Here is a 25,083-nt window from a genome sequence, read left to right as displayed (position 1 = left end):
CCCTAACCGAGTCGTACGCGCCCCACCACCGGAAGGTGATCGCTCCCGGTCGCGTCCAGCGTCGACACCTCCGTCACCTCGACCCCTCTCCCGAGCACCTGGTCGATCCGCGCCACCGGCAGGGAGGCCGGCCAACTGAACGCGAACCCCGAGCCGGGGGCGGTGAGTTGGGAGACGGCGGGGCCGAGCCCACGATCCTGCACGGTGCCGTTGAAGTCGCCGACGACCAGGAGCCGGTCCGCCGGTTCGGCCGCGATCCGGGTCCCGAGCAGCGCCGCGCTCTCGTCCCGCGCCGCCGACGCGAAACCGCCCGCGCCGAGCCGGATCGACGGCAGATGGACGACGTACACCACGATCTCGCCGTCGGGCGCGGCGACCGTGGCCCGCAGACCGCGCTGCCAGCCGTCGGGGAAGCCCGCGGGCCGGATGTCGACGGCCCGCACGTCCGAGAGGGGGTACGCGGACCAGAGCCCGACCGTGCCGCGGACCGCGCGATGGGGATGGGTGGCGCGCAGGACATCCTCGTACGAGGGCCGCGCCGCGGGCGTCAGCTCCTCCACGGCCACCAGCTCGGCGCGCGTGGCGAGCAGCGCCCGGGCGGTGCCGGCGGGGTCGGTGTTGTCGTCGGCCACGTTGTGCTGGACGACGCTCAGGTCGTACGGGCCCGGCGGCACCCACAGTCCGGCGAACAGCCACAGCCAGGCGAGCGTCGGCGGCAGACACGCGACCAGGCCCCACACGGACCGCAGGATCAGCGCGAGGCAGGCGAGCAGCGGTACGGCCACGCCCAGCCACGGCAGGAACGTCTCCAGGGCGCTGCCGAGACGTCCGGGGCGGTTGGGGACCAGGGAGTGCAGGGTCAGGAGGGCGGTGACGGCGACGGCGCAGCCGATCGGCCAGTACTCCCGGCGCCGTACGCGCCTGTGTATCGCTGTGACGGTCACGCGCCCCCTTGCCCAGAGTGTCCGTGCCGGGGGCTCGCCGCGACACCCGGGCGACAGGCGGCCATGATAGACAACGCCGGTGACGGTCAGGGCTGTTCTGTGCCCGGTCCGCGGGCGACCGCACGACAACGGGACAACGGGAAGGGGCAACCGGTGCTTCTGAAGACCTTCCGCTGGTCGTTCGTGGCCACCGCGCTCGGACTGGCCGTAGGAGTGCTGTACGGCGGGTGGACGGCGTTCGGCGTCATCGCGATCCTGACCGTCCTGGAGATCTCGCTGTCGTTCGACAACGCGGTGGTCAACGCCGGGATCCTGAAGAAGATGTCGCCCTTCTGGCAGACGATCTTCCTCACGGTCGGCGTCCTGATCGCCGTCTTCGGCATGCGGCTGCTCTTCCCGGTGGCCATCGTCGCGATCACCGCCAAGAAGAACCCGTACGACGCGGTCAACCTGGCGCTGACCGACAAGGACCAGTACCAGCAGCTCGTCACCGACGCGCACCCGGCGATCGCCGCGTTCGGTGGCATGTTCCTGCTGATGATCTTCCTCGACTTCATCTTCGAGGACCGGGACATCAAGTGGCTGGGCTGGCTGGAGCGCCCGCTCGCCAAGCTCGGCAAGGTCGACATGCTGGCGGTGTGCATCGCCCTGATCGTCCTGCTGATCACCGCGTTCACCTTCGCGACCCATGCCCACCAGCACGGGGGCGGTCACGCCGACAAGGCGCAGACGGTCCTCATCTCCGGCATCGCCGGCCTGATCACGTACATGGTCGTCGGCGGGCTCTCCGGCTTCTTCGAGGACCGCCTGGAGGCGGAGGAGGAGCGCGAGCAGGAGGAGCAGGAGGCGGCCGAGCGGAGCGGGCGGAAGCGGGCGCCGGTGGTACTGGCGGGCCAGGCGGCGTTCTTCATGTTCCTGTACCTCGAGGTCCTGGACGCGTCCTTCTCCTTCGACGGCGTGATCGGCGCGTTCGCCATCACGAACGACATCGTGCTGATGGCGTTGGGTCTGGGCATCGGCGCGATGTACGTCCGTTCGCTGACGGTCTACCTGGTCCGGCAGGGCACGCTCGACGACTACGTGTACCTGGAGCACGGGGCGCACTACGCGATCGGCGCGCTGGCCGTGATCCTCATGGTCACCATCCAGTACCAGATCAACGAGGTCATCACCGGTCTCGTCGGCGTCGTCCTGATCGGCTGGTCCTTCTGGTCCTCGGTGCGGCGCAATTCCGCGCTGGCGGCGGCGGAGGGGGAGCCGGGGGAGCCGGTGGAGGCGGATTCGGCCAAGGTCGGGTAGCGGTCGCGGGTGGTGGCCGCGATCAACACGCGTGTCCCGACGGTGAGTTCCCACGCAAACGGATGAAGTGTGATTGGCCAAGATTCGTCACGCTCTGATTGCATGTGAATGCAGAGCGTAACGATACTTCACCGGTAACTTCACCGTCAGGGAGCCACCATGCGTGACCAGATCGACATGACCCCACCCCTGCTCGACTACGTCCGTGACATCTCCCTGCGCGAGGAACCCGCCCTGCGGCAACTGCGGGAGGACACCGCCGCGTTGCCCAACCGGATCATGCAGATCCTGCCGGAGGAGGCCCAGTTCCTCGCGCTGCTGATCCGGCTCACCGGGGCGCGTGAGGTCCTGGAGATCGGCACCTTCACCGGCTACAGCTCCCTGTGCATGGCCCGCGCCCTGCCCGCCGACGGAACGCTGCTCACCTGCGACGTCAGCGAGGAATGGACGGCGATGGCACGCCACGCGTGGCAGCAGGCGGGGGTGGAGGACCGTATCGAACTGCGCCTCGGCGACGCCGTGGAGACCTTGGACGCGCTGCTCCTGGAACGCGGCCCGGCCGCCTTCGACCTGGTCTTCATCGACGCCAACAAGGCGAACTACCCGCAGTACTACGAGCAGTCCCTCGCCCTCACCCGCCCCGGCGGCCTGATCGTCCTGGACAACACCCTCTGGTCCGGCCGGGTCGCCGACCCCACGCAGCAGGACCCGAACACGGTGGGTGTGCGCGCGGTCAACGAAACCCTGCACGGCGACAAGCGGATCGACCTGGCGATGCTGCCCATGGCGGACGGCATCACCCTGGCCCGGAAGCGCTGAGGCGCAGCCGGGTCTGAACGGGCCGAACTGGTCGAACTGGCCTGACGGGCTGAACTGGCCGGACGGGCCGAGCTGATCAAACTGGTCGAATCGAACTGGGCGGAACGTTTTGATGCCGCCGGGCGTCGTTGCTCTCCAGGACACGAACACGGACACGGTGGTTGTGTCCCGGAGAGGGGACCCGACGTGCGGACCGACGGATTCGCCAAGTGGACACAGCGGTTCGAGGACGAACGGGAGGCGCGGCAGGCCCAGGGCGACCCGGACTGGACACAGGGGGCGACCCTGCACCCGGCGACCTGGTCCAGCGTCCAACGCTTCCAGGTCGGCGAGGACGGCGACGGCGCCAACCTCGTCGCCAAGGCGGACCAGGCGGGCGACGCCGACTACGCCCGGGCGGTCCGCCTCTTCGTGGCCGAGGAACAAAACCACGCCCGCCTCCTGGCCCGCCTCCTCCAGTCCGGCGGCGAACCGACCCTGACCGGCCACTGGACCGACACGGTCTTCGTCCGGCTACGCCGCCTCATGGGCCTGCGCCTGGAACTCCTGGTCCTGATGATCGCGGAGGTGGTGGCCCTCCGTTACTACCGCGCCCTGCGCGACGGCACCGACGACCCGCTCACCTCGTCGGTGGCGTCCCGCATCCTCGCCGACGAGGAACGCCACGTCCCCTTCCACTGCGACCGCCTGCACGAATCGCTGACGGAACTACCCCGCGCAACCCGCCGCCCGGTCATGCTCGCGTGGCGCGTCCTCCTCCTGGCAGTCACCCTGGTGGTAGCGGTGGACCACGGCCGCGCCCTCCACCAACTCCACGTCGGCCGCCTCCGCTTCGTGGCGGACGTCATGACGACGGGGGGTGCGGTCGCCGCCACCGTCCTCGCACCCCACCCGGACGAGTGGTCGACCTCCTGAACGGGGCTCTCGTAGGGTCCCGCCCATGGACTGGCAGAAATGGCACGACGCCTACGACGCCCCCGAATCGCCTCTGGCTCAGCGGCTGTTGACGGTCCAGGGCCGTATCCGCCTGGCCCTGGACGCGTGTCCGCCGGGTCCGCTTCGGGTGGTCAGTCTCTGCGCGGGCCAGGGCCGCGACCTCCTGGGTGTCCTGCCCGCCCACCCCCGTCGTGACGACGTACACGCCCGCCTGGTCGAACTGGACCCGCAGAACACCGAGTCGGCCGCGTCGGCCGCCCGCTCGGCCGGCCTGCACCAGATCGAGACGGTCACCGCCGACGCCGCACTCCTCGACCACTACGCCGGCCTGGCTCCGGCCGACCTCGTCCTGATCTGCGGGCTGTTCGGCAACATCAGGGACTCGGACATCGAGCGCACGATCACCGTCTGCACCCAACTCACCAAGACCGGCGGCCGAGTCATCTGGACCCGCCACCGCAAGACCCCCGACCGGGTCCCACTGATCTGCCGGTGGTTCGAGGAGCGGGGTTTCGCCGGCGAATGGCTCAGCGGCGAGGGGCAGGTCCAGGCGGTGGGGGTGCATCGCTTCGAGGGGAGTCCTGCGCCGCTTCAACTCGGGGTTCGGGTCTTCGAGTTCGTGGGTTACGAGAAACTCCGCACGGCAGGTCCGGCCAATTGAGCACGGATTCCTCCTGGAAGTCCGGTGACTAAACCGTCGACAACCGGCGCGTAGATCTGAACAGCGGAGTGAAGGGCGTGCGCAGGGGGCGCGCGGTGTTCGTGAGTGCACTGGTCTCAATGTCGCGATCTGGAAACAGCCCTTCCGCTTTGCGGCAAACCCTTGAAGTCTTGATCAAGCAAGAGACGGTGCGAGTTGAAGTTCCACGGATGAGGGGGTTCGTGAAGATCACCGGCCGTATTTCGGTCACGTTCAGGCAGGGGGCCTGGACAGGTCGGTGACGCGGTGAGGGTTCGACGTCGGCGTTTGCTGCAACCCGACCGGGATTCAGCCCGACGTTCCCACACCGCTTCAAGCAGTACCCGACGCCGCGACCGGCTGCTTCAGGAACAGTCGGTTCGCATTTCACGGGCGCCGTTTTCCGGTTCGCACATGTTCGCGAGCCGGCTTAAGGGGAGGAAACCACCATGCACGTTTGCGTGCTCGGGCAGGGCTATGTCGGCCTGCCTCTGGCCCTCAGGGCCGCCGAGACCGGACACACCGTGACGGGCTACGAGCCCGACCGGAAACGCTGCGAGAAGCTCGCGGCCGGATCGTCCTACATCGAGGACATCGACTCCGACCGCCTGCAGCGAGTACTGCGTTCGGGCGCGTACATCGCGAGCTCGGACCCGAAGGACCTCAAGGGCTTCGAGGTCGCGGTCATCACCGTGCCGACCCCGCTGACCGACCGCGCGCCGGACCTCAGCTGCGTACGGGAGGCGGGCGCCGTACTCGCCGAGTGGCTGGAACCGGGAGCCACCGTGGTGCTCGAGTCGACCACGCATCCGGGCACCACCCGTGACGTGCTCATCCCGCTGCTGGAGGAGGGCTCCGGCCTGGTCGCCGGGCGGGACTTCCACGTCGGATTCAGTCCCGAGCGCATCGACCCCGGCAACGCGGACTGGCGGTTGGAGAACACACCCAAGATCGTCGCCGGGCTGACCGATGCCTGCCTGCGTCAGGTGAAGGCCTTCTACGACTCGGTCACCGACGTCACCGTCCCGGCATCGGGGCTCGAAGAAGCCGAACTGGCCAAGGTGTTCGAGAACACCTACCGGCACGTCAACATCGCCCTGGTCAACGAGCTCTCCCGGATGGCTCACACACTCGGCGTGGATGTGTGGCACACCTTGGAGCTGGCCGCGACCAAGCCGTTCGGCTTCACCAAGTTCGTACCCGGACCGGGCGTCGGCGGACACTGTCTGCCCATCGACCCCGTCTACCTCAGCCATCACGTCAAGGCGCGGCACGGGCAGACCTTCCGGCTCATCGAGCTGGCTCAGGACATCAACGAAGGCCAGCCCGACTACGTGGTGCGCCGGCTGCAGGACTCGCTCAGCCGTCGCTTCAGCCGCAGCGTGCACGGCGCCCGCATCCTGGCCCTCGGCGCCGCGTACAAGCCGGGAACCGCGGACGCCCGCCAGTCGCCGGCCGTCCAGGTCATCGACCGACTGCGCACCATGGGGGCCGACGTCACTGTCGTAGACCCCTATCTGCCGGACGGTGGCTCCAGGGAGATTCCTTTCGCCACCGCGGAACACGACATGAGCGTCGCCGACTTCGACGCGGTCGTCCTGCTCACCCCGCACGGTGAGTTCGATCTCGCCCGACTCGCCGCCGAGGCCGTCTACGTGCTGGACACCCGAGGCGTCATGGCGACAGCCCCGCACGTCGAGCGGCTCTAGAGCGCGAGAAGGCACAACAGCCGTAGCTCGGCGCCCGCGTGCAGGACATGCGCGGTGCCGTGCCGACCGGCCACGACGTCGAGCGCCCGAGGCGCTCCGGAAAGAGGCAGGCATGTACGGACAGAATGGTGTGGGCGCCGCGATCGGTACGGCCACCGGGGGAGCGGCACTGGCCGCCACCGGCGGTACGGCGCTGGGATGGATCGTGCTGGGAGCCATGCTCCTGGTGATGAGTGGCGTGGCGGTCTTCCGCCTGGCGACCCGCGCCGAGCGGGTGACCGCTTGAGCACTTCATCGCGGATCCGATTCATCGCGGTGACCGCTGTGGTGGTGGCGGCTCTGGCCGCTGCCACCGTGGTGGTGCACCTGCAGTCGAAGAGCCCGATCCTGACGTTCTACTGGTGGCTGGGCATGATGGTGATCGTGCTCTGCCTGGTCTCGTTCCTGAAAGGCAGATCCTTCACCCACCTGCCCGTGGCTCCCGGCCGGACGGTGGCCATCATCCCCGCCTTCGAGGAGCCCACCGAGAACCTGCACCGAACGGTGTGGTCACTGCTGGCCCAGACACATCCGGTGGACGAGATCCACGTGATCGACGACGGCTCGAAGCAACACCCCGTGGAGCCCTTCGAGCACCCGCGGGTCTTCTGGCACCGACAGGAGAACAAGGGCAAGCGCGGCGCCCAGGTCACCGTGCTGCGTCATCTCCAGGCGCGGAACAAGCACTTCGACTTCGTTCTCACCATCGACTCGGACGGCGAGCCCTTCCCGGACGCGCTGGAGCAGCAGCTCCGGGCCATGAGCAATCCGAGGATCCAGGCCACCACCGGGATGATCTACATCCGCAACTTCGAGGAGACCTGGGTCTCCAGGGCCGCCGACATCGACATCGGCACCTCGTGCGTGATGATGCGGTCCTCGCGTTCCATGCTCGGAGCGCTGGAGACCACGTCGGGCGCACTCGCCCTCTACCGGGCCGAGTTGCTGTACGACCACCTGGACGCCTACGAGGTGGAGTGCGGAACGGGCGACGACCGCTGGCTGGCGCTGCGGGCCCTCATGCGCGGTGAGGTCGTGGCCGTCAACGAGGCCGGCGTGATCACCGACATGCCGACCACGCTGAAGAAGACGTACCGGCAACGCCTGCGCTGGGCCCGGTCCTGGTGGTGGATGCTCCCGTTCGTCTACTCCCGGCTCTCCCTGAAACAACTCATCTCACCGACCTTCGGCCTGCTCCAACTCGTCATCACCCCGGTGATGTTGGCCTGGACCCTCGTGATGACGGTGCTGACTCTGGGCGGCCGCTACCACAACCCCGGCGTGGCCCTGGTCTACCTCGCTGTCTATCTCGTCGTCCGATACGGCCAAGCGGGCCTCTACGTACTCATGCGGCCGGACATGACCACCCGCCAGCGGCTGCACTCGTGGCTCGTCGGAACTCCGACCGCGGTCTTCATGAACATCGTGCTGCTGTGCCCCACCCGCTACTGGGCTCTGTTCAAGCTCCGTGACAACGCGTGGCAGTCCCGAGGACTGACGGCCAAGACGGCTCTGCCGAAGGGCCGACACCGCACCGAGGCGCAGGACCTGATGAAGGTGTGAGCGTCGACGACGACGTGCTCGTCGCGCTCAACGGCCCCGACACGCGCCTACACCACGGCCACCGACACCAACCTGCTGCGCGCCCGGCTGGGCGGCGGTCACCAGTAGAAGGAGAACTCCGGAGCAGGAGAGGGGAGTTGCCCGAGGAAGCCGGTGGCCCTCAGTAGCAGCCGTCCAGTGGGTCGAGCGTTCTGTCCAGCTGTCGCGATATGCGGTCGAGGTCCGTAGTCCCCGGCCGCATGCACGATCTTGCCGCCGGCCACCGTCACCAGGGACTCGATGCGGTCGATGAAGGCCTCGCCCTGGAACATCATGCGGTTCTGCACCGAGACGGCTCCGCCCAGCGCCTTGATCCGCTCCAGACTGCGCCGGCTCACCGTCTCCGCGTGGTCGAACAACCACCGTGTCCCGTCCGGGAATCCGCCGTCGTAGGTGGCGTGCAGACGGAAACCCCAGCGGTTGTCGAGCAGGAGTCGGGCCGCCGCTTCGAGGTCCTCCCTTGCACGGGCGCTGAGTTGGGGGCGGGGCTCGGCGAAGTTCTCGAAGTCGGCGGGGGATGGGTCGATGGGTCGTCCGGCGACGCCATCGACGCTGGGCCTGCGACAATGAATCGGTCCAGCACATGGTTCTGCTCATATCGATCTGCGGCAGAGATGAATAGAAGGTCGAGCACGCGATGGACCTGAGGCACCTGAAGTACTTCCTCGCCGTCGCCGAGACCCGCAACTTCACGCAGGCCGCGGCCAGTTGCTACGTCGCCCAGTCCGCGCTCAGCCAGCAGATCGCCCGTCTGGAGAAGGACGTGGGCGCCCGGCTGTTCAGCCGCACCAGCCGTTCCGTACGGCTGACGGCCGCCGGAGAGCTCCTCGAACCCCTCGCCCGCCGCATCCTCGCCGACGTCGACAACGCCCAGGCCGCCCTCGGCGCCCTGTCCGGACTGCGGCGCGGGCGCCTGCGCCTGGGGCTGTTGCAGACGCGGGCCTCCTCGGTCGACCTGGTCGAGGTGATGGCCGACTACCACGCCCGCTACCCGGGCATCGACTTCCACGTGACCAACGCGCCCAGCGCGGAGATGGCCGCCGCGGTCCTGGCCGGGGACCTCGACATCGCCGTAGTGGGCCTCGGTCCGCGCCAAGTCCCGGAAGGGCTCGACCACTTCGTCCTGGATGCCGACCCGCTCGTCCTGGTCGTGCCCGCGGACCACGCCCTCGCCGACGGCGCTGACGTCGTCGTCGACCTCGCCGACCTGCCGGAGAGCCACCAGCTCATCCAGTTCACGCAGGGCAGCGGACTGCGGCGGCAGGTCGAGGCCGCGTTCGCCCGCGCGGGAGTGGAACCGGGTCAGCACTTCCAGGTCGGCCAGATCCAGGACATGGTCCGGCTGGCGGCACGGGGGATCGGCGTGACGGTCGTACCGCGGTCGTCGCTCTTCGGCGGTGACGGCGTGCCGGGCGGGGGCGAGGGCGGGAGCCAAGGCCCGGACCAGGGTGGGAGCCAGGGCTCGGACCGGGGCGCGGGCCCGCTGGCCGGACCGCTGCCCTACGGCGCCCGCGCGCTCCGCATCGCGGACGAGGCGGCGGTGCACACCATCTGCGTGGTCCACGACAGCAAGCGGCTGGCGCCGGCGGGCGCCGCGTTCCTGGAAGTGGTGGAACGGCACGCGGTCAGGGGCTGAGGGCAGGCTCGGCCCGATCGATCGCTCTGGCCGATTGCTGCATCCGTATCCATATGTTGGACGGAACGTTCCCTGTGGAGAGAGGCTCGGAAAGGGCCGGGAGACCGGAACCCAGGAGTCCTCCAGCGAAGGGGAGCAACGCCATGTCTGCCGCTGCCGTACTGCGTGACGCGTGGGCCACGGTCGTCCCCGACAAGGACGACCGACACGGCCCGCTCCCGCCCCTGATGCTCGCGCTGACGGTGGTCACCGGCCTCGTGGACGCCTTCAGCTACCTCGTCCTCGGCCATGTCTTCGTCGCCAACATGACCGGCAACGTCGTCTTCTCCGGCTTCGCGATCGCCGGCGCGGCCGGTTTCTCGCTGGCCGCCTCGCTCGCGGCACTCGCCGCGTTCGCCGCGGGCGCCCTGGCCGGCGGCCGCCTCGCCCGCCGGGTCGGGGCCCACCGAGGCCGCGTACTGCACCTCGCACTCCTCCTGGAGACCACCCTGGTCCTGGCGGCGTACGTCGTCGCGCAGACCACCGCGACCCCTCACACGGGCACCGTCCAGTACACCCTGATCGCCCTCCTCGGCCTCGCCCTGGGCATCCAGAACGCCACCGCCCGCACCCTCGCCGTCCCCGACCTGACCACCACCGTCCTGACCCTCACCATCACCGGAGTCGCCGCGGACAGCCGCCTCGCGGGCGGCAAGGGCGGCAAGGCCGGCCGCCGGATGCTCTCGGCCGGGGCGATGTTCGCCGGAGGCCTCGCGGGCGCCGTCGCCGTCGAACACGGCGGAACGGCCCTGCCCCTGCTCTTCGCCGCGGCGCTGCTGGTGGCGGCGACCATCGCGGCGTTCACGCTGACGCGGTCGGACGCCTCGTGGACGAAGCCGCTGTGACGAAGAACGACGTGCGCGGTACGACGGTGAGGGCGACGGAGAAGGGTTCCGCCCTAGGCCTCAGCCCCGACCCCGACCGCCTCCCCGCACGGCCGACCCACCCCACCTGGCGCCGCACCCTCCACTCCGCCCTCCTCGAACTCACCCTCACCGCACTGATGATGTTCGCCGTGACCACCACGGTCCGCTGGCTGATGGGCACCCTCGACCCGGCCGCCGGCGGCTGGTGGAACACCCCCGAGGGCAGGCTGGTCGCCGTGGCGCCCCTGTCCGGCTACACCGTCACCGCCGTCATGCTCTCGCCCTGGGCCGCGGTCGCCGCGATCGAGGCCGGCACGATGTTCGTCATCGTCATCGTCATTGTCGCCGTCGCGGGAATCGGCATCTCCAGCCGCCGACTTGGCCGCTTCACCCCCTGGGCGGTCGGCACGATGATCGCCACGCAGATCCTCGCCTTCGGCACGTTGACCGGCGGAGTGGCCAACCCGGCACGGGAGTTCGGCCCGGCGGTGTTCGTCGGCGACCTCTCCCTCCTGCCCGTGTACCTGCTCGCGCCGCCGATGGGGGCACTCGCCGCGACCGCGGTGATCAGACGGGTCGGGCGGACGGGACGTATCGAATCCGCAGAGGCTCACTCTTTCGAAGGCGGGAATCCCCAAGGCAGCCAAGGCTGTTCGGCGTCCTCCTCCGAAATCCCGCGCGCCTGCTCGGGGATGACCGTTCCGGTATCCGCGGAAGGCGAGGCAGACGGCCCGGATTCGACGGGCCTCCGCGCATGCCGCCCGATCACCCCGTCGTGACTGTCGTTGATGTTGAAGTCCAGCAGGAGCAGTTCAAGTAGTTCCGTCTCCTCACGGGCCCCCACTTCTTCGAGTCGTTTCTGGACCGCTCGGACGAGCCGTTCAATCTCGATCTTCGCGCGCCGTTCCATGTTCGACCGCTGCGCCTGAGCGAGCTGGACCGCTTGTTCGGCCTCGGCGCGCAGCAGATCGACTTCCTTGAGCATCCGGTCGGTTGCGGCCGCCGCCTTTTCCCGGTGCTCCCGGGCGTTCTCGATGGCGCGTTGTTTGAGCGCGCTCGCCTCCTGCTGCGCTTTGCGGCGGATCGCGTCGGCCCTGTCGTTGGCTTCGAGCGTTATCTGGTCGCGCTCCGAGCGGCCCAACAGCGCGTGCCGGTCCGCCTCGGCACGTGCGTCCCCGAGGATCGACTCGGCCTGCCGTTCCACCGCGGGCAGCCGCTCATGCGCCTGCCGGGTCTGGTCCAGTGCCTCCGCGAGCACCGAGCGCGCCTGGGCCTCAAGAGCCGTGGCCTTGTCTATCCGGGCCGCTGCGGCCTCGGTCGCGGCCTTCGCCTGCGCGATGACGGAATCCGGGTGAAAGGTCAGCGCGAGCAGCCTCTTGTTCTCGAACTCCAGCCTCGCGACCTGGGCTTCAAGAGTGTCTCCGTCGCGCGCGGTGACCGCCTGGAACTCGTCCTCCGCCTCCCGCAGCGCCTTCAGTTGTACGAGCCATGCCGCGTCGTCTCCGCCGAGTGCCTGGACGACGTCACACACAAGGTCGTTGCTCGGCATTCTTTTCGCGTTGAACAACTCCGAGAGCCGGGGCTGGCCATAGCCGGTCAGCTCCGCCAACTCGGTCAGGCTCGGGGAACCGGCCTTCTCACGCAGGGCACGCAACCGCAGCGCGAAGCCTGTCAACGGCCGCCCGTCGTCGGGCAGGGCATTGACCCTGCGCCCCATGAGCCCCCCTTTGCCACGCCTCCTCAGATGGTGGGCCATTCTTCCCGGGCGAGGGCACCGTAATCCACCTGATCCGCATATGTCGGGGCGAGGGGCTATGAGGAAACGATCCCTCAAGATTCTTCCGCGCTGAGCGACGAAGAAGGAAGCGAAGAACGGGAGGAATTGTGTACGCGGTTCCGCCGGCGGCCGGTCGCCGATTGTTCGATGTTTCATCGACTTGAACTATCGCGTTTGGCTGGAAGTTCAGATCCGCCTTCACTGGATATGCCAAGTACAAGTCCAAGCAAAAACCTGACCACTAGCCCAAGCGGAAGCCGAGGCCAAAGCCGAAACCGAACACGGCCGGCAATCAGCACTGGAGCTGCACATGCCTTCTCAGCGTGACACGAAGAAGAGCCCTCCGGGCGGGAACGCAGCCAACTTCACCCGAGAGCGCGATTCCGCCTCGGACGTACGAATCCTGGACGCGGGCCGCCGCAGCGTCTGGCGCCTGGAGGTGCCGGCCCCGCGGCTGCCGGCGATCCCCACCATCACCGCCGTCGGCAGCAGCGGAGGCCTCGCGACCGCCATCGCAACGGGCCACGTCCAGCCCGGCGTTGTCTGGCCCGCCGTCGCCCTCGCCATCGCGGGACTGGCGTACGACATAGCCATCCGCGCGCTCAACAGGCCGCACGAGGCCTGAAGCGGCCCGAAGAAAGGGGCAGCCCAGGAAGACTTCCCGGGCTGCCCTGTTCCGGTACGGAGGTCAGGCGGGCCGAGGCACGATGCTCACCGCGCGATAGTCGTACCCGTCCTGCTTGAAACCGGGAGCCTCCCACGTGAGGTCGACTCGCTGCCCGGGCGACAGCGTGCGGAAGCCCTCCGCCTGGATGTCGGCGAAGTGCCCGAAGCAACCGCCGGGAGTCTCGGGCGAGTCGAGAACGCCCCACCCCTCCTCGTCGCTCCACTCACGGACGACCGCGACCACCGTGGAAGACCGCATGCCCTGCTCCTCATCTTCTCGCTCTGCGCGGCAACCAGTGTGCCCGGAGATACGTGATCACCGCGTCGCGCGGACAACCGCGGCCGCCAGCAGGCTCGTTCCGGCCAGGACACCCCACAACAACCCCGGCCCCACCGTGAGCAGCGCGGTGAGCGCGGCCGGCGCGGCGGCCCGGCCGATGCCGGTGGACAACTGCCAACGGGCGAGCGCCCGACCGCGCGACCGCGCCGGTGTCGTGGCGAGGACGAGCGCCGTGGCACTGCCGGTGTAGAGGATCTCGCCGGCCGTGTAGAGCACCGACACCGCGGCGACGGCCATCGCGCCCGCCCCACCACCGAGCGCGCCCGCCGCCCAGAACCCGAGGTAGGACAGGGCCAGTACGACCCCCGAGGACGCCAGCACCGAACGCCGCGAACGCCGTGCCAGCCACAGCACCACCGGCACCTGGGTGACGATGACCAGCACGGTGTTGGCCACGAAGATGCCCGCCGACCAGGAAGGGGAGGCGTGCAGGTAGGTCACCAGCAGGGCGGGCAGGGCGACTTCGAGAACGTCGTAGCAGAAGGCGTACGGGAGATTGGCGAGGCTGAGGACGGTGACGTGCCGCAACTGCCCACCGTGCATATCGCCTTCGGCGCCGGCACCACCACCGACAGGAGCCGCGTCACCTCGCTCATACCCACCCTCACTTGGTCCGCCGACGGCAACCCGCATCGACCCCACCAACCCCGCCGCCACGAGATACCCGACAACCGTCACCAAGGCCAGGCCCCGCAGCGCACCCGTACCCCCGGCCACCGCAACGGTGGCGATCAACGCCCCCGCTCCCAACCCGGCGTTGCGCAGCGACCGTGCCGCCGCCAGTGCCGCGTCGCGCTGCCGGTCGTCAGTGAGGGCGGCGACCACGGCCGCGTGCGCGGCGGGCCAGGACTGGACGCCGATGCCGAGCAGCACCGCCGCCGCCGTGTAGCCGACCGGCCCGCCGGCCACCAACAGCACGAGGGTCCCCGCAACCCGCACCAGCAGCGTCGCGGCCACCGGCGCCGCGAGGGCTCCGCGGTCGATCCACCGCCCGGTCAGCGGTACGGCGCCCAGCCCCGCCAGCATCCCGACGGACAGCGCGATCCCGGCGTCGCCTGCGCCGAGGTGCAGCACGCCGATCCCGTACAGCAGCAGAAACGGCCGCATCAACCCGGCGGCAAGAGCGTCCACGACAACGGCCGAGGTGTACCGCCCACCGCCGGAAACCCGCAGCAAGGCGACCAGCGTGACAAGCCCCCCGGCCGTGCCCGCACCTCGCCCCGTACCCGTACCCGCACCGGTGTCCGTACTCATGGCCGTCACGATCCCCACCGCCACCACCACCGGGCACGCGGATTGACGATCAGCGCCAATGCGCTTCCCACGGCACGGGCAGGCCGGCCTCCGACTGCAACCATGAAGACCATGAGCGTGACGATCGACATCACGGACCTACCGCCCGAGCAGATCCGCTTCGTACCCTCCCCGCTGGCCGAGCTGACCGCGATGCTGCACGTTCTGTCCGAGCCCAACCACCATCCGGAGCTGCGGGGTTGGGCCACGGCCACCGCCTCCGCGCTCCCGTCCGGCCTGGCCGACCGCCTGCTGGACGCGGAGGCACTGTGGAGATCGGCCCGCGCGGACTTCCTCATCCCCGGCCGCCCCGGAGCGACCCTGGCCGACGAACTGGACGCGGTGGACCGCATCTCGGACGAGGCGTACGCCACGGCGGCACTCACCTCGCAACGCGCGACGGCATCCGCACTCGGAACACCGTCGTCACCGCTCACCGACGAAACAGCCCGCGAACGCGCCCTCGAGGTGGCCCGAGCGGGCGGCCCACGACAAGCGGCCTTCGCGGAGCGGCTGTTGGCGGACCCTCCGGCCGTACGGGCGTGGGTACGCAGACTCCTCCAGGACTGCGAGAAGGCGTTCTTCGCCGGGACTTGGCAACGCACCCGCCCTCACCTGGCGGCAGACGCCCGCCAGAAGACGGACCTGCTGAACAGACAGGGCCCAGAACAAACCCTGGCGGCGGTCTCCAGCGCGATCACCCTGGACACGGCACACCAGCGCCGGCGCATCGTCATCGACAAACTCCAGGACGTCAGCACCGGCACGACCACCGAAACCGGCCTGACCTTCATCCCCAGCGACTTCGGCCGCCCCCACCTGACCATCGTCTTCTCACCCGGCTGGCACCCGGTGGTCCAGTACCCCGCCACCATCCCGGGCCTGACCCACCCCGCACCCCCCGAACTGGTCCAACGCCGCCTGGACGCCCTGGCCCACCCCGTGCGCCTCCGCCTCTGCCGCACCCTGGCCCGCGGCCCCCACACCACAGGCGAACTCGCCGCCTACTGGCAACTCACGCCCCCGGAGGTCTCCCGCCAACTCGCGGTCCTCAAAAAGGCAGGCCTCCTCATCACCCACCGCCGGGGCAGGTACGTCCGCTACGAGTTCGACCTCACCACGGGAGCCCGCCTCGGCACGGACCTCCTGGAGGCCCTCCTGCGCTGACCCCACCCCAGGAAGCGCAACAGAAAGGCCCTCCCGTCCACCGGACGAAAGGGCCCCTGACCAGCTACTTCACTGTGCCCCCGGCAGGATTCGAACCTGCGACACCCGCTTTAGGAGAGCGGTGCTCTATCCCCTGAGCTACGAAGGCGAGGGTGGTGCGGTGGTGGCACGCCGATCTACGGTCATGCCGCCGCCCACAGTGTAGCGGCTGACCATGTGACGACCGGCAAGCCTTTTCCGGCCCGGCACCAACGCCACCGGACCCCGTCCCGGCACCAACGCCACCGGACCCCGGCCCGGACTCCTGCTCCGCCCCCGGCCTTCAGTCCCGCCCCTCCTCCATTCCCGTTCCCGTCCCCGCCCCCGGCACCAACGCCACCAGAATCTCCCGCACCCGCTCCGCGATGTCCGCCCGGTCGTTCAGGACCCAGGAGATGTGCTGGGCGCCGAAGAACGCGGAGACGAGGACGCGGGAGGTGGACTCGGGGGAGGTGCCGGGCGGGAGTTGGGACTGGGACTGGGCCTGGCGGAGCCAGCGGGTGAGGGACTCCGTGTAGCCGAGGTAGGGCATCGGCATCTCTACGCCGATCAGGGAGCGTTCGATCTGGAGGCGGGCGCCGGCCTGGACCATGGTGTCGTCGCGGAAGGCGCGTGCCGTGCGTTCGAGGAGTTCCGCCACCGCCGCCAGCGGGGACAGGCCCGCCTCCTCGACCTCGGTGCCGATGACCCCCAGGAGGTGGTAGAACTCCTCGGCCACGGCCTGGGCGAGAGCCTCCTTGTTGGCGAAGTGGAAGTAGACCGCGCCCTTGGTCACGCCCGCGAGTTCGGCCACGTCGAGGACGGTCACCGCGGGGAAGCCCTTCGTGGCGAACGCCCCCGCCGCCGCGTCGAGGACCTGGCCCCGGGTGCGTACCGCGCGCTCCTGCTTGAGGCCCGTGTCCCGGTTCCGAGGAGAGGCGCCGCGGGGCCCCTGGCCGCTCACGCCGGTACCGGCACCGTCTGTCTTGGCCATCGCGTCCGTCCTCATGTCCTCGTGCACATCCTCAGGGCGTCCTTGAAATATACCTTCGGGAATGTATTGTAAGCGGGCGGCTCGATGAGCAGAAGCGTCGGGCCGGTGTTGCTGTCTGTGTGAATACATTCACTGGGGGTTCAGACCATGCATCAGCCTGCCGCCGTACCGGAAACCAAACCGGTCGTCATACCTGTGCCCGCGCGCACGTCCGCATCCGCACCCGCACCCGCACGCCCACCAGCCCTCAGCTACCTCCAGCCCGTCCCTCGCCACATGGTGCACCGCGCCGCGATCGCCGAGGTCTTCCTCACCGACGCCGTCCGCACCGGCGAGCACAGCTTTCTCGTCGCCGCGCAGTGGCCGCGCGATCACGCGCTCTACTCGCCGGGGAGCGACGGGACGAGCGACCCGCTGCTGTTCATGGAGACCATCCGGCAGGCCCTGGTCTACCTCGCGCACGCCTACTACGACGTGCCGCTCAGCCACCGCTTCATCGGCTTCGGCTCGGAGTTCCGGATCACCGACCCGGCCGCGCTGCGCATCGGTGGGGAGCCGGTGCCCGTGGTGCTGGAAGCCCAGTGGGTGTGGGTGGGGAACCGGCCGCCGAATCGATTCGGCATGCGGTTGGAGGTCGTCCTGACCGTGGGCGGACGGGCGTGCGGGCGCGGGGCGTTGCACGTCGTCGCCGTGGACGACAAGCGGTACGCCATGCTGCGCGGGCGGGGTGCCGTGCCGCGCGGCGCGGAGGTGAGCGCGACCACGCGGGCGCCGCGTCCGGCGAACGGCCGGCCCGTCGAGCGCGTCCACCCCGCCGCCGTGGGCCGCCTGCGCGCCAAGGACAGCGTGCTCGTGCGCGAACGCACCGACGGGCCCTGGCAGTTGCTCGTCGACGTGGAGCACCCGATCTTCTTCGACCACCCAAGTGACCATGTGCCGCTGATGGTTACCTTGGAGGGCTTTCGGCAGCTCGGACATCTGCTGCTGCACGCGGAGGTCGGCGGCCCGCGCGCCCCCGAAGCGGCCGGTGCCCCGCGCGCCCTCCTCGGTATGGAGGTCGACTGCCTGGCCTTCGGGGAGTTGGACCAGCCCATCGACCTGGTGGTGGGGGAGCGGGAGACCGGCCCCGCGGGGGTGCGGTTGACGCTCGACGCCGTACAGGGCGGTACGGCGCTCGCGTCCTGCCGGGCCACCTGGGGTCCCGGCGCCGCTCACCGGGACGTACCGCTCAGCGCCTGACCGTCCGTCGGGAACGCGTCCCACAGATCGCGCACCCGCTCCGCCAGCCCGCGTCGGTCCGGGTCGGGCGCCGTGCAGTAGGCGCCCACCAGGATCACGACGGCGAGGTCGGCGAGGGGCGCGGTCGGTGGGCGCTCTCCCAGGGCGCGCAAGTCGGCCAGGACCTTGGGTGGTCGGGGCGTCGAGTGGATCTCGTCCATCACCAGCCGCAGGGCCGCGTTGACCCGTACGTCCGACTCGATCCGTTCGGCCAGGGCGCAGGTCAGGGTGCGCAGCCGGTCCCTGGCCGGCAGGTCCTCGGCCGTGGTCCGCGCCACCAACTCGTCGACCACCTCGTCCAGATGGGCGGTCAGCGCCTGCGCCAACTGCTCCTTGGAAGCGAAGTGGCCGTACAGCGCGCCCTTGGTGAGCCCGGTGCGGTCCGCCACGTGCTGGAGGTTGGCGCGCGGGTAGCCGTGCCGCAGGAACTCGGCCGCGGCGGCGTCCAGGACGAGTTCGTGGGTTCGGCGCGCGCGTGCCTGCTTCGCCATGGCTGGTCCGTCCCTTCGTCCTTGGTCCCAAAAGAATACCTTCTTGAACGCACTTTTCTGTAGACGGGAGCTGCTCCATGTCCTCGAACCACTCCCTTGATCTCACCGATGGCGTCCTCGTCCTCGCCGCCGAACACGCCCGACTCGCCGACCAGGAAGGGCAGTTGACCGGCGAGGTCGTCACCGCGCTCACCTCCGCCGGTCTCGCCCGGCACTTCGTGCCCCGGCGGTGGGGCGGTACCGAGGGGAGTTTCCTCGGGGCCCTCGAAGACGTCGCGGCCGTCGGCGAGGCCTGCACGTCCGCCGCCTGGGTCGCCATGCTGTGGGCCGCGCACGGGCGGTTCGCCGCGCTGTTGCCCGAGGGGGGACAGCGGGAGGTGTGGGGCGGCTCGCCCGACATACGGATCGCCGCCGCACTCGTGCCGCCGGCCGGGCGGGCCGAACCGGCCGACGGCGGCTGGCGGGTGACCGGCAGCTGGGCGTGCGTGAGCGGGGTCGAACACGCCGAGTGGGTGCTGGTCGCCGCGCCGGAGGCGTACGGCGACGGGGTACGGGTGTGTGCCGTGCCGGGCGATGCCGTGGACGTCGAGGACACCTGGGACGCCACCGGGTTGCGTGGCACCGGGAGTCACACGGCCGTGGTCCGGGACGTCTTCGTCCCGCACCGACGGACCTTCCCGCTCGCCGAGTTGATGCGCGGGAGCGATGCCCCGGAGGCCGCTCGCTGCCATCGCGTCCCCGCTCACCTTCCCGGCGGTCTCCTGTTCTGCGCCCCGGCGCTGGGCGCAGCCCGGCGCGCCGTGGCCGTCTGGTCCCAGTGGGCGGCGGCGAAGGGACCCGGCGGCCGCCCCCACCACGACAGCCCCGCGGTGCGCGAGATGCTCGCCGTGGCCTCGGCCCAAGTCGACGCGGCCGGGCTGCTGTTGGAGCGCGCGGCCCGCCGAGCGGACACCGCTCCCGTCACCGAGGCCCTGGTCGTCGGCAACCGGCGCGACGCCGCCGTCGCCGCGCGGATGCTCGCCGACGCCGTCGACCGGCTCTTCCGTACCGGCGGTGCGCACATCCGTGACGGCTCGGGCGAACTGACCCGGCTGTGGCGGGATGTGCACACCGTCGCCTCGCACGGCGTGCTGCGACTGGAGCCGGTGGCGGACGCCTACGCCTCCGCCGTGCTCGGGGCGGACGCGGCGGAGGCCCGTACGAGGGCTGCCTCCCGCTCCAGGTAGAAGCCGATCTTCCAGTCCAGGTAGCGCAGCGTGGAGTCGTGCTCGCGGGCCTGTCCGCGCAGCAACTCCCGGTGCGCTTCGAGGAGTTCGCGCCGGGCGGCGATGGTGGAGTCGCCCGCCCGGTACAGCTCGGCGTAGTGGTTCATGTCGGCCGGGGACATCCCGGTGCTGCGCAGGTGGTTGAGGAACTCCAGCCAGCGCAGATGCAGCGGGCTGTAGGCGCGCCCGCCGTACGGGTCCTCCGCGGCACCCTCGATCAGGCCCTGGTCCTCGTACCAGCGCAGGGTGTCGGCGTCGAGGCCGCTGATGCGGACGACGTCCTCCAGGGAGAAGGTCTCCGCGAGCGAAGTGACGTACGCGGTCGGGCGGTTGTCGTGGGTCGCCCGCGTGCTCGGGCCCGTGGGTGTGACAGGGGTCGTCTGCATGGTGATCGTGCTCCTCCGGGTCAGTGGTGCCAGGACGTGGCGGCGCGGTGCGGGGTCAGCGTGGGGCGGTGCCAGGTCGGTACGGGCCGGACGGGCGCGGGCTCCTCCGCGGCAGGCGACCGTCGGGCCAGTTCGAGCAGGACGGCGGTGGCGGCGGCCAGTTCCTCCGGGGTCGGGGCGCCGCGCACCACGCGCAGGACGAACTCCTCGTCGAAACCGGCGACTTCGGTCCTCCCGCCGTGCTTCCTCTCGTCGCTCATGTCGGCTGGTTCCCGTGTTTGCGGGAGGGCAGGTCGCGGTGCTTGGTACGGAGCATGGCGAGCGAGCGGATCAGCACCGCGCGGGTGTCGCGCGGGTCGATGACGTCGTCGACCAGACCGCGCTCGGCCGCGTAGTAGGGGTGCATCAGCTCGGACTTGTACTCCGCGATACGCCGGGAGCGGACCGCCTCCGGGTCGGCCGCGGCGGCGATCTCCCGCCGGAAGACGACGTTCGCGGCACCCTCGGCGCCCATCACCGCGATCTCGTTGGTGGGCCAGGCGAGCGCCAGATCGGCGCCGATCGAGCGGGAGTCCATGACGATGTACGCGCCGCCGTACGCCTTGCGCAGCACCAGCAGGATACGCGGGACCGTCGCATTGCAGTACGCGTACAGGAGTTTGGCGCCGTGCCGGATGATGCCGGCGTGCTCCTGCCCCACCCCCGGCAGAAAGCCCGGCACGTCCACCAGCGTCACCAACGGGATGTTGAAGGAGTCGCAGAACTGCACGAACCGCGCGCCCTTCTCGGACGCGGCGATGTCCAACACCCCGGCCGTCGCTGCCGGTTGGTTGGCGACCACACCGACGACATGACCGTCGAGCCGGGCAAGACCGCACACCAGGTTGGCCGCCCAGGACGGCTGCACCTCGAAGAAGTCGCCGTCGTCGACGACCTCCTCGATCACCCGGTGGATGTCGTACGCCTGGTTCGGCTCGGCCGGCACCAGGTCGAGCAGCGCCTCGCAGCGCCGCTCCGGATCGTCCGACGGCGGTTCGTGGGGCGGGAGTTCGCGGTTGTTGGCGGGCAGCAGGGACAGCAGATGGCGTACGTCCTCCAGGCAGGTCGCCTCGTCGTCGTACGCCCCCGCGGCCACCCCGGAGACGCCCGCGTGGACGTCGGCGCCGCCCAGCCCGTTGTGCGTGACCCGCTCGCCGGTCACCGCCTGGACCACGTCCGGGCCGGTGATGAACATCTGCGAGATGCCGCGCACCATGAAGACGAAGTCGGTGAGCGCGGGGGAGTAGGCCGCGCCGCCCGCGCACGGGCCGAGCATCACGCTGAGCTGCGGGATCACGCCGGACGCGGCCACATTGCGGGTGAAGATGCCGCCGTAGCCGGCGAGTGCGCTGACGCCTTCCTGAATGCGGGCGCCGGCCCCGTCGTTGAGGCTGACCAGCGGGGCGCCGGCGGCCAGCGCGAGGTCCATCACCTTGTGGATCTTGGCGGCGTGCGCCTCGCCGAGCGCGCCGCCGAAGATACGGAAGTCATGGGCGTAGACGAAGACGGTACGGCCGTGGACCGTGCCCCAGCCGGTGACCACGCCGTCCGTGTAGGGCCGCTTGGCCTCCAGGCCGAAGCCGGTGGCGCGGTGCCGGCGCAGCGGCTCGATCTCGGTGAACGAACCCTGGTCCAGGAGGAGTTCGACGCGTTCGCGGGCGGTCAGCTTGCCGCGCGCGTGCTGCTGGTCGCTCGCACCCGGGGCCGGACCCTCGTGCGCGAGCCGCCGTATCGACTCCAGTTCGGTGAGGCGGGAGCGGGTTGTCGGGGGCGGGGGTGCGGGTGCGGGTGGAGATGCGGGTGGAGCGAGCGGGCGTTCCTCGGTGACGGTCATGGGTCCAGCATGACGTATTTAAATTCCTTCGTGAAGGTTTTTTAACTCGACTTTGCCGGACCGCTCACGGACCTGCGGACATGCGGATATGCGGACATGCAGAAGCCCCGCGCCCCTTCAGGGGTGCGGGGCTTCTGCCGAGCGGCTACGCCTTACCGCCGGTGGTCGCCTTCGTCATCCGCGGCAGCAACATCGCCGTCACCGCGGCCGTGGTCAGCAACATCACCACGCTGATGACGAAGCTCGTGTCGAAGCCGTGCTGGAAGTGCGCCGGGTTCGCGATCAGCGCGCCGAACGCCGCCACCGCGATGCAACTGCCCACCTGCCGGAAGGTGTTGAGCACGGCGGCCGCCGTACCCGCCCGCTCGCCGTCGATGTTCTCCAGGATCGCCGCCGTCAGCGACGGCACCGCGAGCCCGCCGCCCAGGCCGATCGGGACCAGCAGCAGCACCGGGATCAGGTACGAGGTGGAGGAGGTGACCGTGAGCATCAGCAGCGCACCGGCCGCCATCACCACCTGCCCGATCGCCATGGGCACCCACGCACCCTTGCGGGCCGCGAGCTTGACGCCCGCCATGTTCACCACGGAGATCAGCGCGCACATCGGGATGAACATCGCGCCGGTGCTGATCGGGGAGGCGCCGCGCACCTGCTGGAAGTACATGCCGAGCAGGAAGATGGCGCCGTAGAAGACCGCGTTGATGGTGAAGCCGGCCGCCAGGCAGACCACGACCGTGCGGGACTTGAAGATGCTCAGCGGCACCATGGGGTGCTCGCGGCGGGACTGCGTCAGGACGAAGGCCACCGTGGCGACCGCCGAGAGCGCGAGCGTGCCGAGCACGTCGGGGCTGCTCCAGCCCGCGCGCCCGCCCTCGATCACGGCGTACGTCAGACCGGCGAGCGAGGCCACCACCGACAGCTGGCCGAACAGGTCGACCGGCGCGGCACGGCGGGCGGAGGGGGCGATACGGGTGAGGAGAGCGAGTCCGATCGCGCCCACCGGAAGGTTCAGGTAGAACACCGCGCGCCAGCTCAGCCCGCTCGTGAGCATGCCGCCGATGACCGGTCCGAAGGCGACCGCGACGGAACCCGCGGCCGTCCAGATCGCGATGGCCCGCGCCCGCTTGCCCGGGTCGGAGTACGTCTGCCGGATCAGGGCGAGCGAGGCCGGCACCATCAGCGCGGCGGCTCCGCCCTGCACCATGCGGGCGCCGATCAGCGTGCCCAGGTTGGGTGCGACACCGCAGGCCAGGGACGCCACGGTGAAGGCGGCCAGGCCCCAGGCGTAGGCCCGGCTGGCGCCGATCCGGTCCGAGAAGGTGCCCGCGGAGAGCATGAACGCGGCGAACATCAGGGTGTAGCCGTCGACGATCCACTGGAGATCGGCCATCGAGCCGCGCAGGTCGTGGGAGATGGCGGGCAGCGCCACGTTGACGACCGAGCCGTCGAGGGAGATGACGAAGAAGGCGAGCAGGGCCGCCGCGAGGACGGTGGTGGGGGAGGACGTGCGCGGCGGAGCCGGTTCGCCCGGTACGACCGGGGTCCGGTCGCTCCGGTCGGTCCGCGCGGACCGGGTCAGGATGGCCATGGGAACTCTCCTTGGAAGAGGCCGAGTTGGGGTGGGGGGAGAAGAGAGACAGCAGGTGGGGGAGGGCCGTCAGACCTGGGCCGGCGCGGCCCGGCGGCGGCTGAGTTCGGCGAACTCGGGGTTCGTGCCGAGCACCCCGCCCTCGCCCCAGCGGTTCTGCGGGATCTCCTGGATGAAGACGGTGATCTTGTCGAGGGGGGCACCGATCACGCGGTGCACCGTGGCGGTGAGCTCCTCGATCAGCTCCTGGCACTTCTCGTCGGTCTGGTTCGGCCAGGTGGTCATGTGGAGGATGGGCATGACGAAGCTCCTTGTGGTGTACGGGAGTTGAGGGCCGTGCGGAAGTTGGGGTTGCTGCGCGTCGAGGGGGCGCGGCGGGCTACAGCCCGGCCGAGGCTCCGCCGTCGACGGTGATCGCGGCACCGGTCACGTGCCGGGCGGCGGGGGAGAGCAGGAAGGCGGCGAGCCGGGCCACGTCGGCCGGTTCGGCGAGCGTGCCGAGCGGTGTCCCGTCGGCGACCTGCGCGCTGACCTCCTCGGCGGTGGCGCCGACGCGGTCGCCGATGGCCTTGGCGATCTCGTCCCACAGCGGGGTCCGTACGGCGCCGGGGTCGAGCACGTTGACGCGGATCCCGGCGCGGCCGAGGTCCTTGGAGACGGACTTCGCGAAGGCCGCGATGGCCGCGTTGACCGCGCTGTTCACCGGGAAGAGCGGGTCGGGGTCCTTGCGGAAGACCCCGCTGACCAGCACGACCGAGCCGCCGCCGGCCGCGGTCAGCGGACCGGCCAGCGCCCGCACGAGCCGGACCGCGCCGAGCAGCTTGCCGTTGAACGTGGCCTGCCACATCGCGTCGGTCGTCTCGGCGAGCGGGGCCAGCGGGCCGTCGCCCGCGGTGTGCACCAGCCCGTCCACCCGGCCGAGTTCGCCGACCAGGGCGTCCACGGTGGCGTCGACCTGGGCGGTGTCGTTGATGTCGGTCTCGTACGTCACGAGCCGGCCGGCACCGCCGGTGCGGGCGTCGATCTCGCGCCGGACGCGGTCCAGACGGGCCGCGTCCCGGCCGAGCAGGGCGACGGTGGCATCGGAGCGGGCGAGCTCCTCGACCACGGCGGCGCCCATGCCACCGGTGGCACCGCTGACGACGATGACGGGGGTCTCGGTGACGGGGGCGACGGTCTCCATGGGTTCCTCGATTTCCGGGGCATCGCCCCCAGTTGACGGAACGTCAGATCAACAGGCGCGGTCCGAACGCAGCGGTTCCGGCCTGGTGATGAAGAAGGTAGCCGGGTTCGGGGATCGTCGCAACCATCTAGTTGGTTTTCTGCTGGACCCGCCTCCCGAACGACCCTCCCGGGTAGCCGCCCGCACACCCTCCGAA

The 25,083-nt window shown here is 70.2% G+C and carries 26 protein-coding genes, 1 tRNA gene and 1 pseudogene; 14 read left to right on the top strand and 14 right to left on the bottom strand.

Translation table 11 applies throughout. The features are described 5' to 3' along the window. Positions 1–2: 2 nt before the first annotated feature. Positions 3–944 (bottom strand): endonuclease/exonuclease/phosphatase family protein, encoded by a 942-nt coding sequence (locus ACWD5F_RS15330; RefSeq protein WP_451254517.1) that lies wholly within the window; start codon positions 942–944, stop codon positions 3–5. Between the two features lie 153 nt (positions 945–1,097). Here ACWD5F_RS15330 and ACWD5F_RS15325 point away from each other — a divergent pair, with 153 nt between their 5' ends. The 7 genes from ACWD5F_RS15325 to ACWD5F_RS15295 all read left to right on the top strand — a co-directional run bounded on the left by ACWD5F_RS15325 (position 1,098) and on the right by ACWD5F_RS15295 (position 7,988). Then, on the top strand, positions 1,098–2,243 hold the full coding sequence (locus ACWD5F_RS15325; protein ID WP_451254515.1) for a DUF475 domain-containing protein: 1,146 nt from the start codon (positions 1,098–1,100) through the stop codon (positions 2,241–2,243). A gap of 159 nt (positions 2,244–2,402) precedes the next feature. Continuing rightward, a complete protein-coding gene (locus tag ACWD5F_RS15320) occupies positions 2,403–3,062 on the top strand; it encodes an O-methyltransferase (RefSeq protein WP_451254513.1) in 660 nt (219 codons plus the stop codon). Between the two features lie 186 nt (positions 3,063–3,248). After that, complete coding sequence (locus tag ACWD5F_RS15315) at positions 3,249–3,977, top strand: ferritin-like domain-containing protein (protein WP_451254511.1); 729 nt, start codon at positions 3,249–3,251, stop codon at positions 3,975–3,977. A 25-nt stretch (positions 3,978–4,002) separates the two neighbouring features. Beyond that, the gene (locus tag ACWD5F_RS15310; RefSeq protein ID WP_451254509.1) at positions 4,003–4,659 is read left to right on the top strand and encodes a class I SAM-dependent methyltransferase; all 657 of its coding nucleotides are present in this window, start codon (positions 4,003–4,005) and stop codon (positions 4,657–4,659) included. Between the two features lie 467 nt (positions 4,660–5,126). After that, positions 5,127–6,386, top strand: coding sequence for a nucleotide sugar dehydrogenase (locus tag ACWD5F_RS15305; protein ID WP_451254507.1), 1,260 nt, complete (start codon positions 5,127–5,129; stop codon positions 6,384–6,386). Positions 6,387–6,498: 112 nt separating this feature from the next. After that, positions 6,499–6,672 carry a peptidase gene (locus tag ACWD5F_RS15300; RefSeq protein ID WP_124003915.1) on the top strand — a complete coding sequence of 58 codons (174 nt, stop codon included), beginning with the start codon at positions 6,499–6,501 and terminating at the stop codon, positions 6,670–6,672. Then, positions 6,669–7,988 carry a glycosyltransferase family 2 protein gene (locus ACWD5F_RS15295; protein WP_451254505.1) on the top strand — a complete coding sequence of 440 codons (1,320 nt, stop codon included), beginning with the start codon at positions 6,669–6,671 and terminating at the stop codon, positions 7,986–7,988. The genes ACWD5F_RS15300 and ACWD5F_RS15295 overlap by 4 nt, the downstream gene beginning before the upstream one ends. Before the next feature lie 98 nt (positions 7,989–8,086). Here the strand turns inward: ACWD5F_RS15295 and ACWD5F_RS15290 are convergent, their stop codons facing one another. After that, entirely contained in the window at positions 8,087–8,386 is a 300-nt protein-coding gene (locus ACWD5F_RS15290) for a hypothetical protein (protein ID WP_451254503.1), read from the bottom strand. Positions 8,387–8,664: 278 nt separating this feature from the next. On the opposite strand from ACWD5F_RS15290, the gene ACWD5F_RS15285 reads away from it, so the two are divergent. The 3 genes and pseudogenes from ACWD5F_RS15285 to ACWD5F_RS15275 all read left to right on the top strand — a co-directional run. Then, positions 8,665–9,663 carry a LysR family transcriptional regulator gene (locus ACWD5F_RS15285; RefSeq protein ID WP_451254501.1) on the top strand — a complete coding sequence of 333 codons (999 nt, stop codon included), beginning with the start codon at positions 8,665–8,667 and terminating at the stop codon, positions 9,661–9,663. A gap of 143 nt (positions 9,664–9,806) precedes the next feature. Continuing rightward, a complete protein-coding gene (locus ACWD5F_RS15280) occupies positions 9,807–10,547 on the top strand; it encodes a DUF1275 family protein (RefSeq protein ID WP_451254499.1) in 741 nt (246 codons plus the stop codon). 158 nt (positions 10,548–10,705) lie between these two features. Beyond that, positions 10,706–11,116 (top strand): annotated as a pseudogene (locus ACWD5F_RS15275) (aquaporin); the annotation flags it as partial. Positions 11,117–11,178: 62 nt separating this feature from the next. Here ACWD5F_RS15275 and ACWD5F_RS15270 read toward each other — a convergent pair. After that, entirely contained in the window at positions 11,179–12,285 is a 1,107-nt protein-coding gene (locus ACWD5F_RS15270) for a helix-turn-helix domain-containing protein (protein WP_451254498.1), read from the bottom strand. 370 nt (positions 12,286–12,655) lie between these two features. Here ACWD5F_RS15270 and ACWD5F_RS15265 point away from each other — a divergent pair, with 370 nt between their 5' ends. After that, entirely contained in the window at positions 12,656–12,970 is a 315-nt protein-coding gene (locus ACWD5F_RS15265; RefSeq protein WP_401716349.1) for a hypothetical protein, read from the top strand. A 63-nt stretch (positions 12,971–13,033) separates the two neighbouring features. Here the strand turns inward: ACWD5F_RS15265 and ACWD5F_RS15260 are convergent, their stop codons facing one another. After that, positions 13,034–13,270, bottom strand: a complete 237-nt coding sequence (locus tag ACWD5F_RS15260) for a cold shock domain-containing protein (RefSeq protein WP_451254496.1) — start codon at positions 13,268–13,270, stop codon at positions 13,034–13,036. 57 nt (positions 13,271–13,327) lie between these two features. After that, positions 13,328–14,605: an MFS transporter gene (locus tag ACWD5F_RS15255; RefSeq protein WP_451254494.1), complete on the bottom strand. Its 1,278-nt coding sequence runs from the start codon at positions 14,603–14,605 to the stop codon at positions 13,328–13,330. A 111-nt stretch (positions 14,606–14,716) separates the two neighbouring features. Here ACWD5F_RS15255 and ACWD5F_RS15250 point away from each other — a divergent pair, with 111 nt between their 5' ends. Next, positions 14,717–15,811 carry a DUF5937 family protein gene (locus tag ACWD5F_RS15250; RefSeq protein WP_451254492.1) on the top strand — a complete coding sequence of 365 codons (1,095 nt, stop codon included), beginning with the start codon at positions 14,717–14,719 and terminating at the stop codon, positions 15,809–15,811. Between the two features lie 75 nt (positions 15,812–15,886). Here the strand turns inward: ACWD5F_RS15250 and ACWD5F_RS15245 are convergent. After that, a tRNA-Arg gene (locus ACWD5F_RS15245) sits at positions 15,887–15,959 on the bottom strand. Positions 15,960–16,133: 174 nt separating this feature from the next. Continuing rightward, positions 16,134–16,823: a ScbR family autoregulator-binding transcription factor gene (locus ACWD5F_RS15240; protein ID WP_451254490.1), complete on the bottom strand. Its 690-nt coding sequence runs from the start codon at positions 16,821–16,823 to the stop codon at positions 16,134–16,136. Between the two features lie 276 nt (positions 16,824–17,099). Between ACWD5F_RS15240 and ACWD5F_RS15235 the strand changes: the two genes are divergently transcribed. Continuing rightward, entirely contained in the window at positions 17,100–18,062 is a 963-nt protein-coding gene (locus tag ACWD5F_RS15235) for a ScbA/BarX family gamma-butyrolactone biosynthesis protein (RefSeq protein ID WP_451254488.1), read from the top strand. On the opposite strand, the gene ACWD5F_RS15230 is transcribed toward ACWD5F_RS15235, so the two are convergent. Next, complete coding sequence (locus ACWD5F_RS15230) at positions 18,035–18,592, bottom strand: TetR family transcriptional regulator (protein WP_401716365.1); 558 nt, start codon at positions 18,590–18,592, stop codon at positions 18,035–18,037. The two genes, ACWD5F_RS15235 and ACWD5F_RS15230, sit on opposite strands and share 28 nt — an antisense overlap. Before the next feature lie 77 nt (positions 18,593–18,669). Between ACWD5F_RS15230 and ACWD5F_RS15225 the strand changes: the two genes are divergently transcribed. After that, the gene (locus ACWD5F_RS15225) at positions 18,670–19,818 is read left to right on the top strand and encodes an acyl-CoA dehydrogenase family protein (RefSeq protein ID WP_451254486.1); all 1,149 of its coding nucleotides are present in this window, start codon (positions 18,670–18,672) and stop codon (positions 19,816–19,818) included. Here the strand turns inward: ACWD5F_RS15225 and ACWD5F_RS15220 are convergent. From ACWD5F_RS15220 to ACWD5F_RS15195, 6 genes are all read right to left on the bottom strand, one after another. Next, positions 19,749–20,243 (bottom strand): MerR family transcriptional regulator, encoded by a 495-nt coding sequence (locus tag ACWD5F_RS15220; protein ID WP_451254484.1) that lies wholly within the window; start codon positions 20,241–20,243, stop codon positions 19,749–19,751. The genes ACWD5F_RS15225 and ACWD5F_RS15220 overlap by 70 nt on opposite strands. Before the next feature lie 20 nt (positions 20,244–20,263). Next, positions 20,264–20,503: an acyl-CoA carboxylase subunit epsilon gene (locus ACWD5F_RS15215; RefSeq protein ID WP_451254482.1), complete on the bottom strand. Its 240-nt coding sequence runs from the start codon at positions 20,501–20,503 to the stop codon at positions 20,264–20,266. Next, complete coding sequence (locus ACWD5F_RS15210) at positions 20,500–22,116, bottom strand: acyl-CoA carboxylase subunit beta (RefSeq protein WP_451254480.1); 1,617 nt, start codon at positions 22,114–22,116, stop codon at positions 20,500–20,502. The genes ACWD5F_RS15215 and ACWD5F_RS15210 overlap by 4 nt, the downstream gene beginning before the upstream one ends. Positions 22,117–22,261: 145 nt before the next feature. Continuing rightward, positions 22,262–23,704: an MFS transporter gene (locus ACWD5F_RS15205; RefSeq protein ID WP_451254478.1), complete on the bottom strand. Its 1,443-nt coding sequence runs from the start codon at positions 23,702–23,704 to the stop codon at positions 22,262–22,264. A gap of 69 nt (positions 23,705–23,773) precedes the next feature. Further along, a complete protein-coding gene (locus ACWD5F_RS15200; RefSeq protein WP_124003895.1) occupies positions 23,774–24,004 on the bottom strand; it encodes a tautomerase family protein in 231 nt (76 codons plus the stop codon). Between the two features lie 79 nt (positions 24,005–24,083). After that, entirely contained in the window at positions 24,084–24,887 is an 804-nt protein-coding gene (locus ACWD5F_RS15195) for an SDR family NAD(P)-dependent oxidoreductase (protein WP_451254475.1), read from the bottom strand. Between the last annotated feature and the right edge of the window lie 196 nt (positions 24,888–25,083).

It is taken from the genome of Streptomyces sp. NPDC002499 (assembly GCF_053595415.1).
The sequence above is the reverse complement of the archived record's forward strand: the minus strand, read 5'-3'. Positions and strand labels throughout refer to the sequence as shown.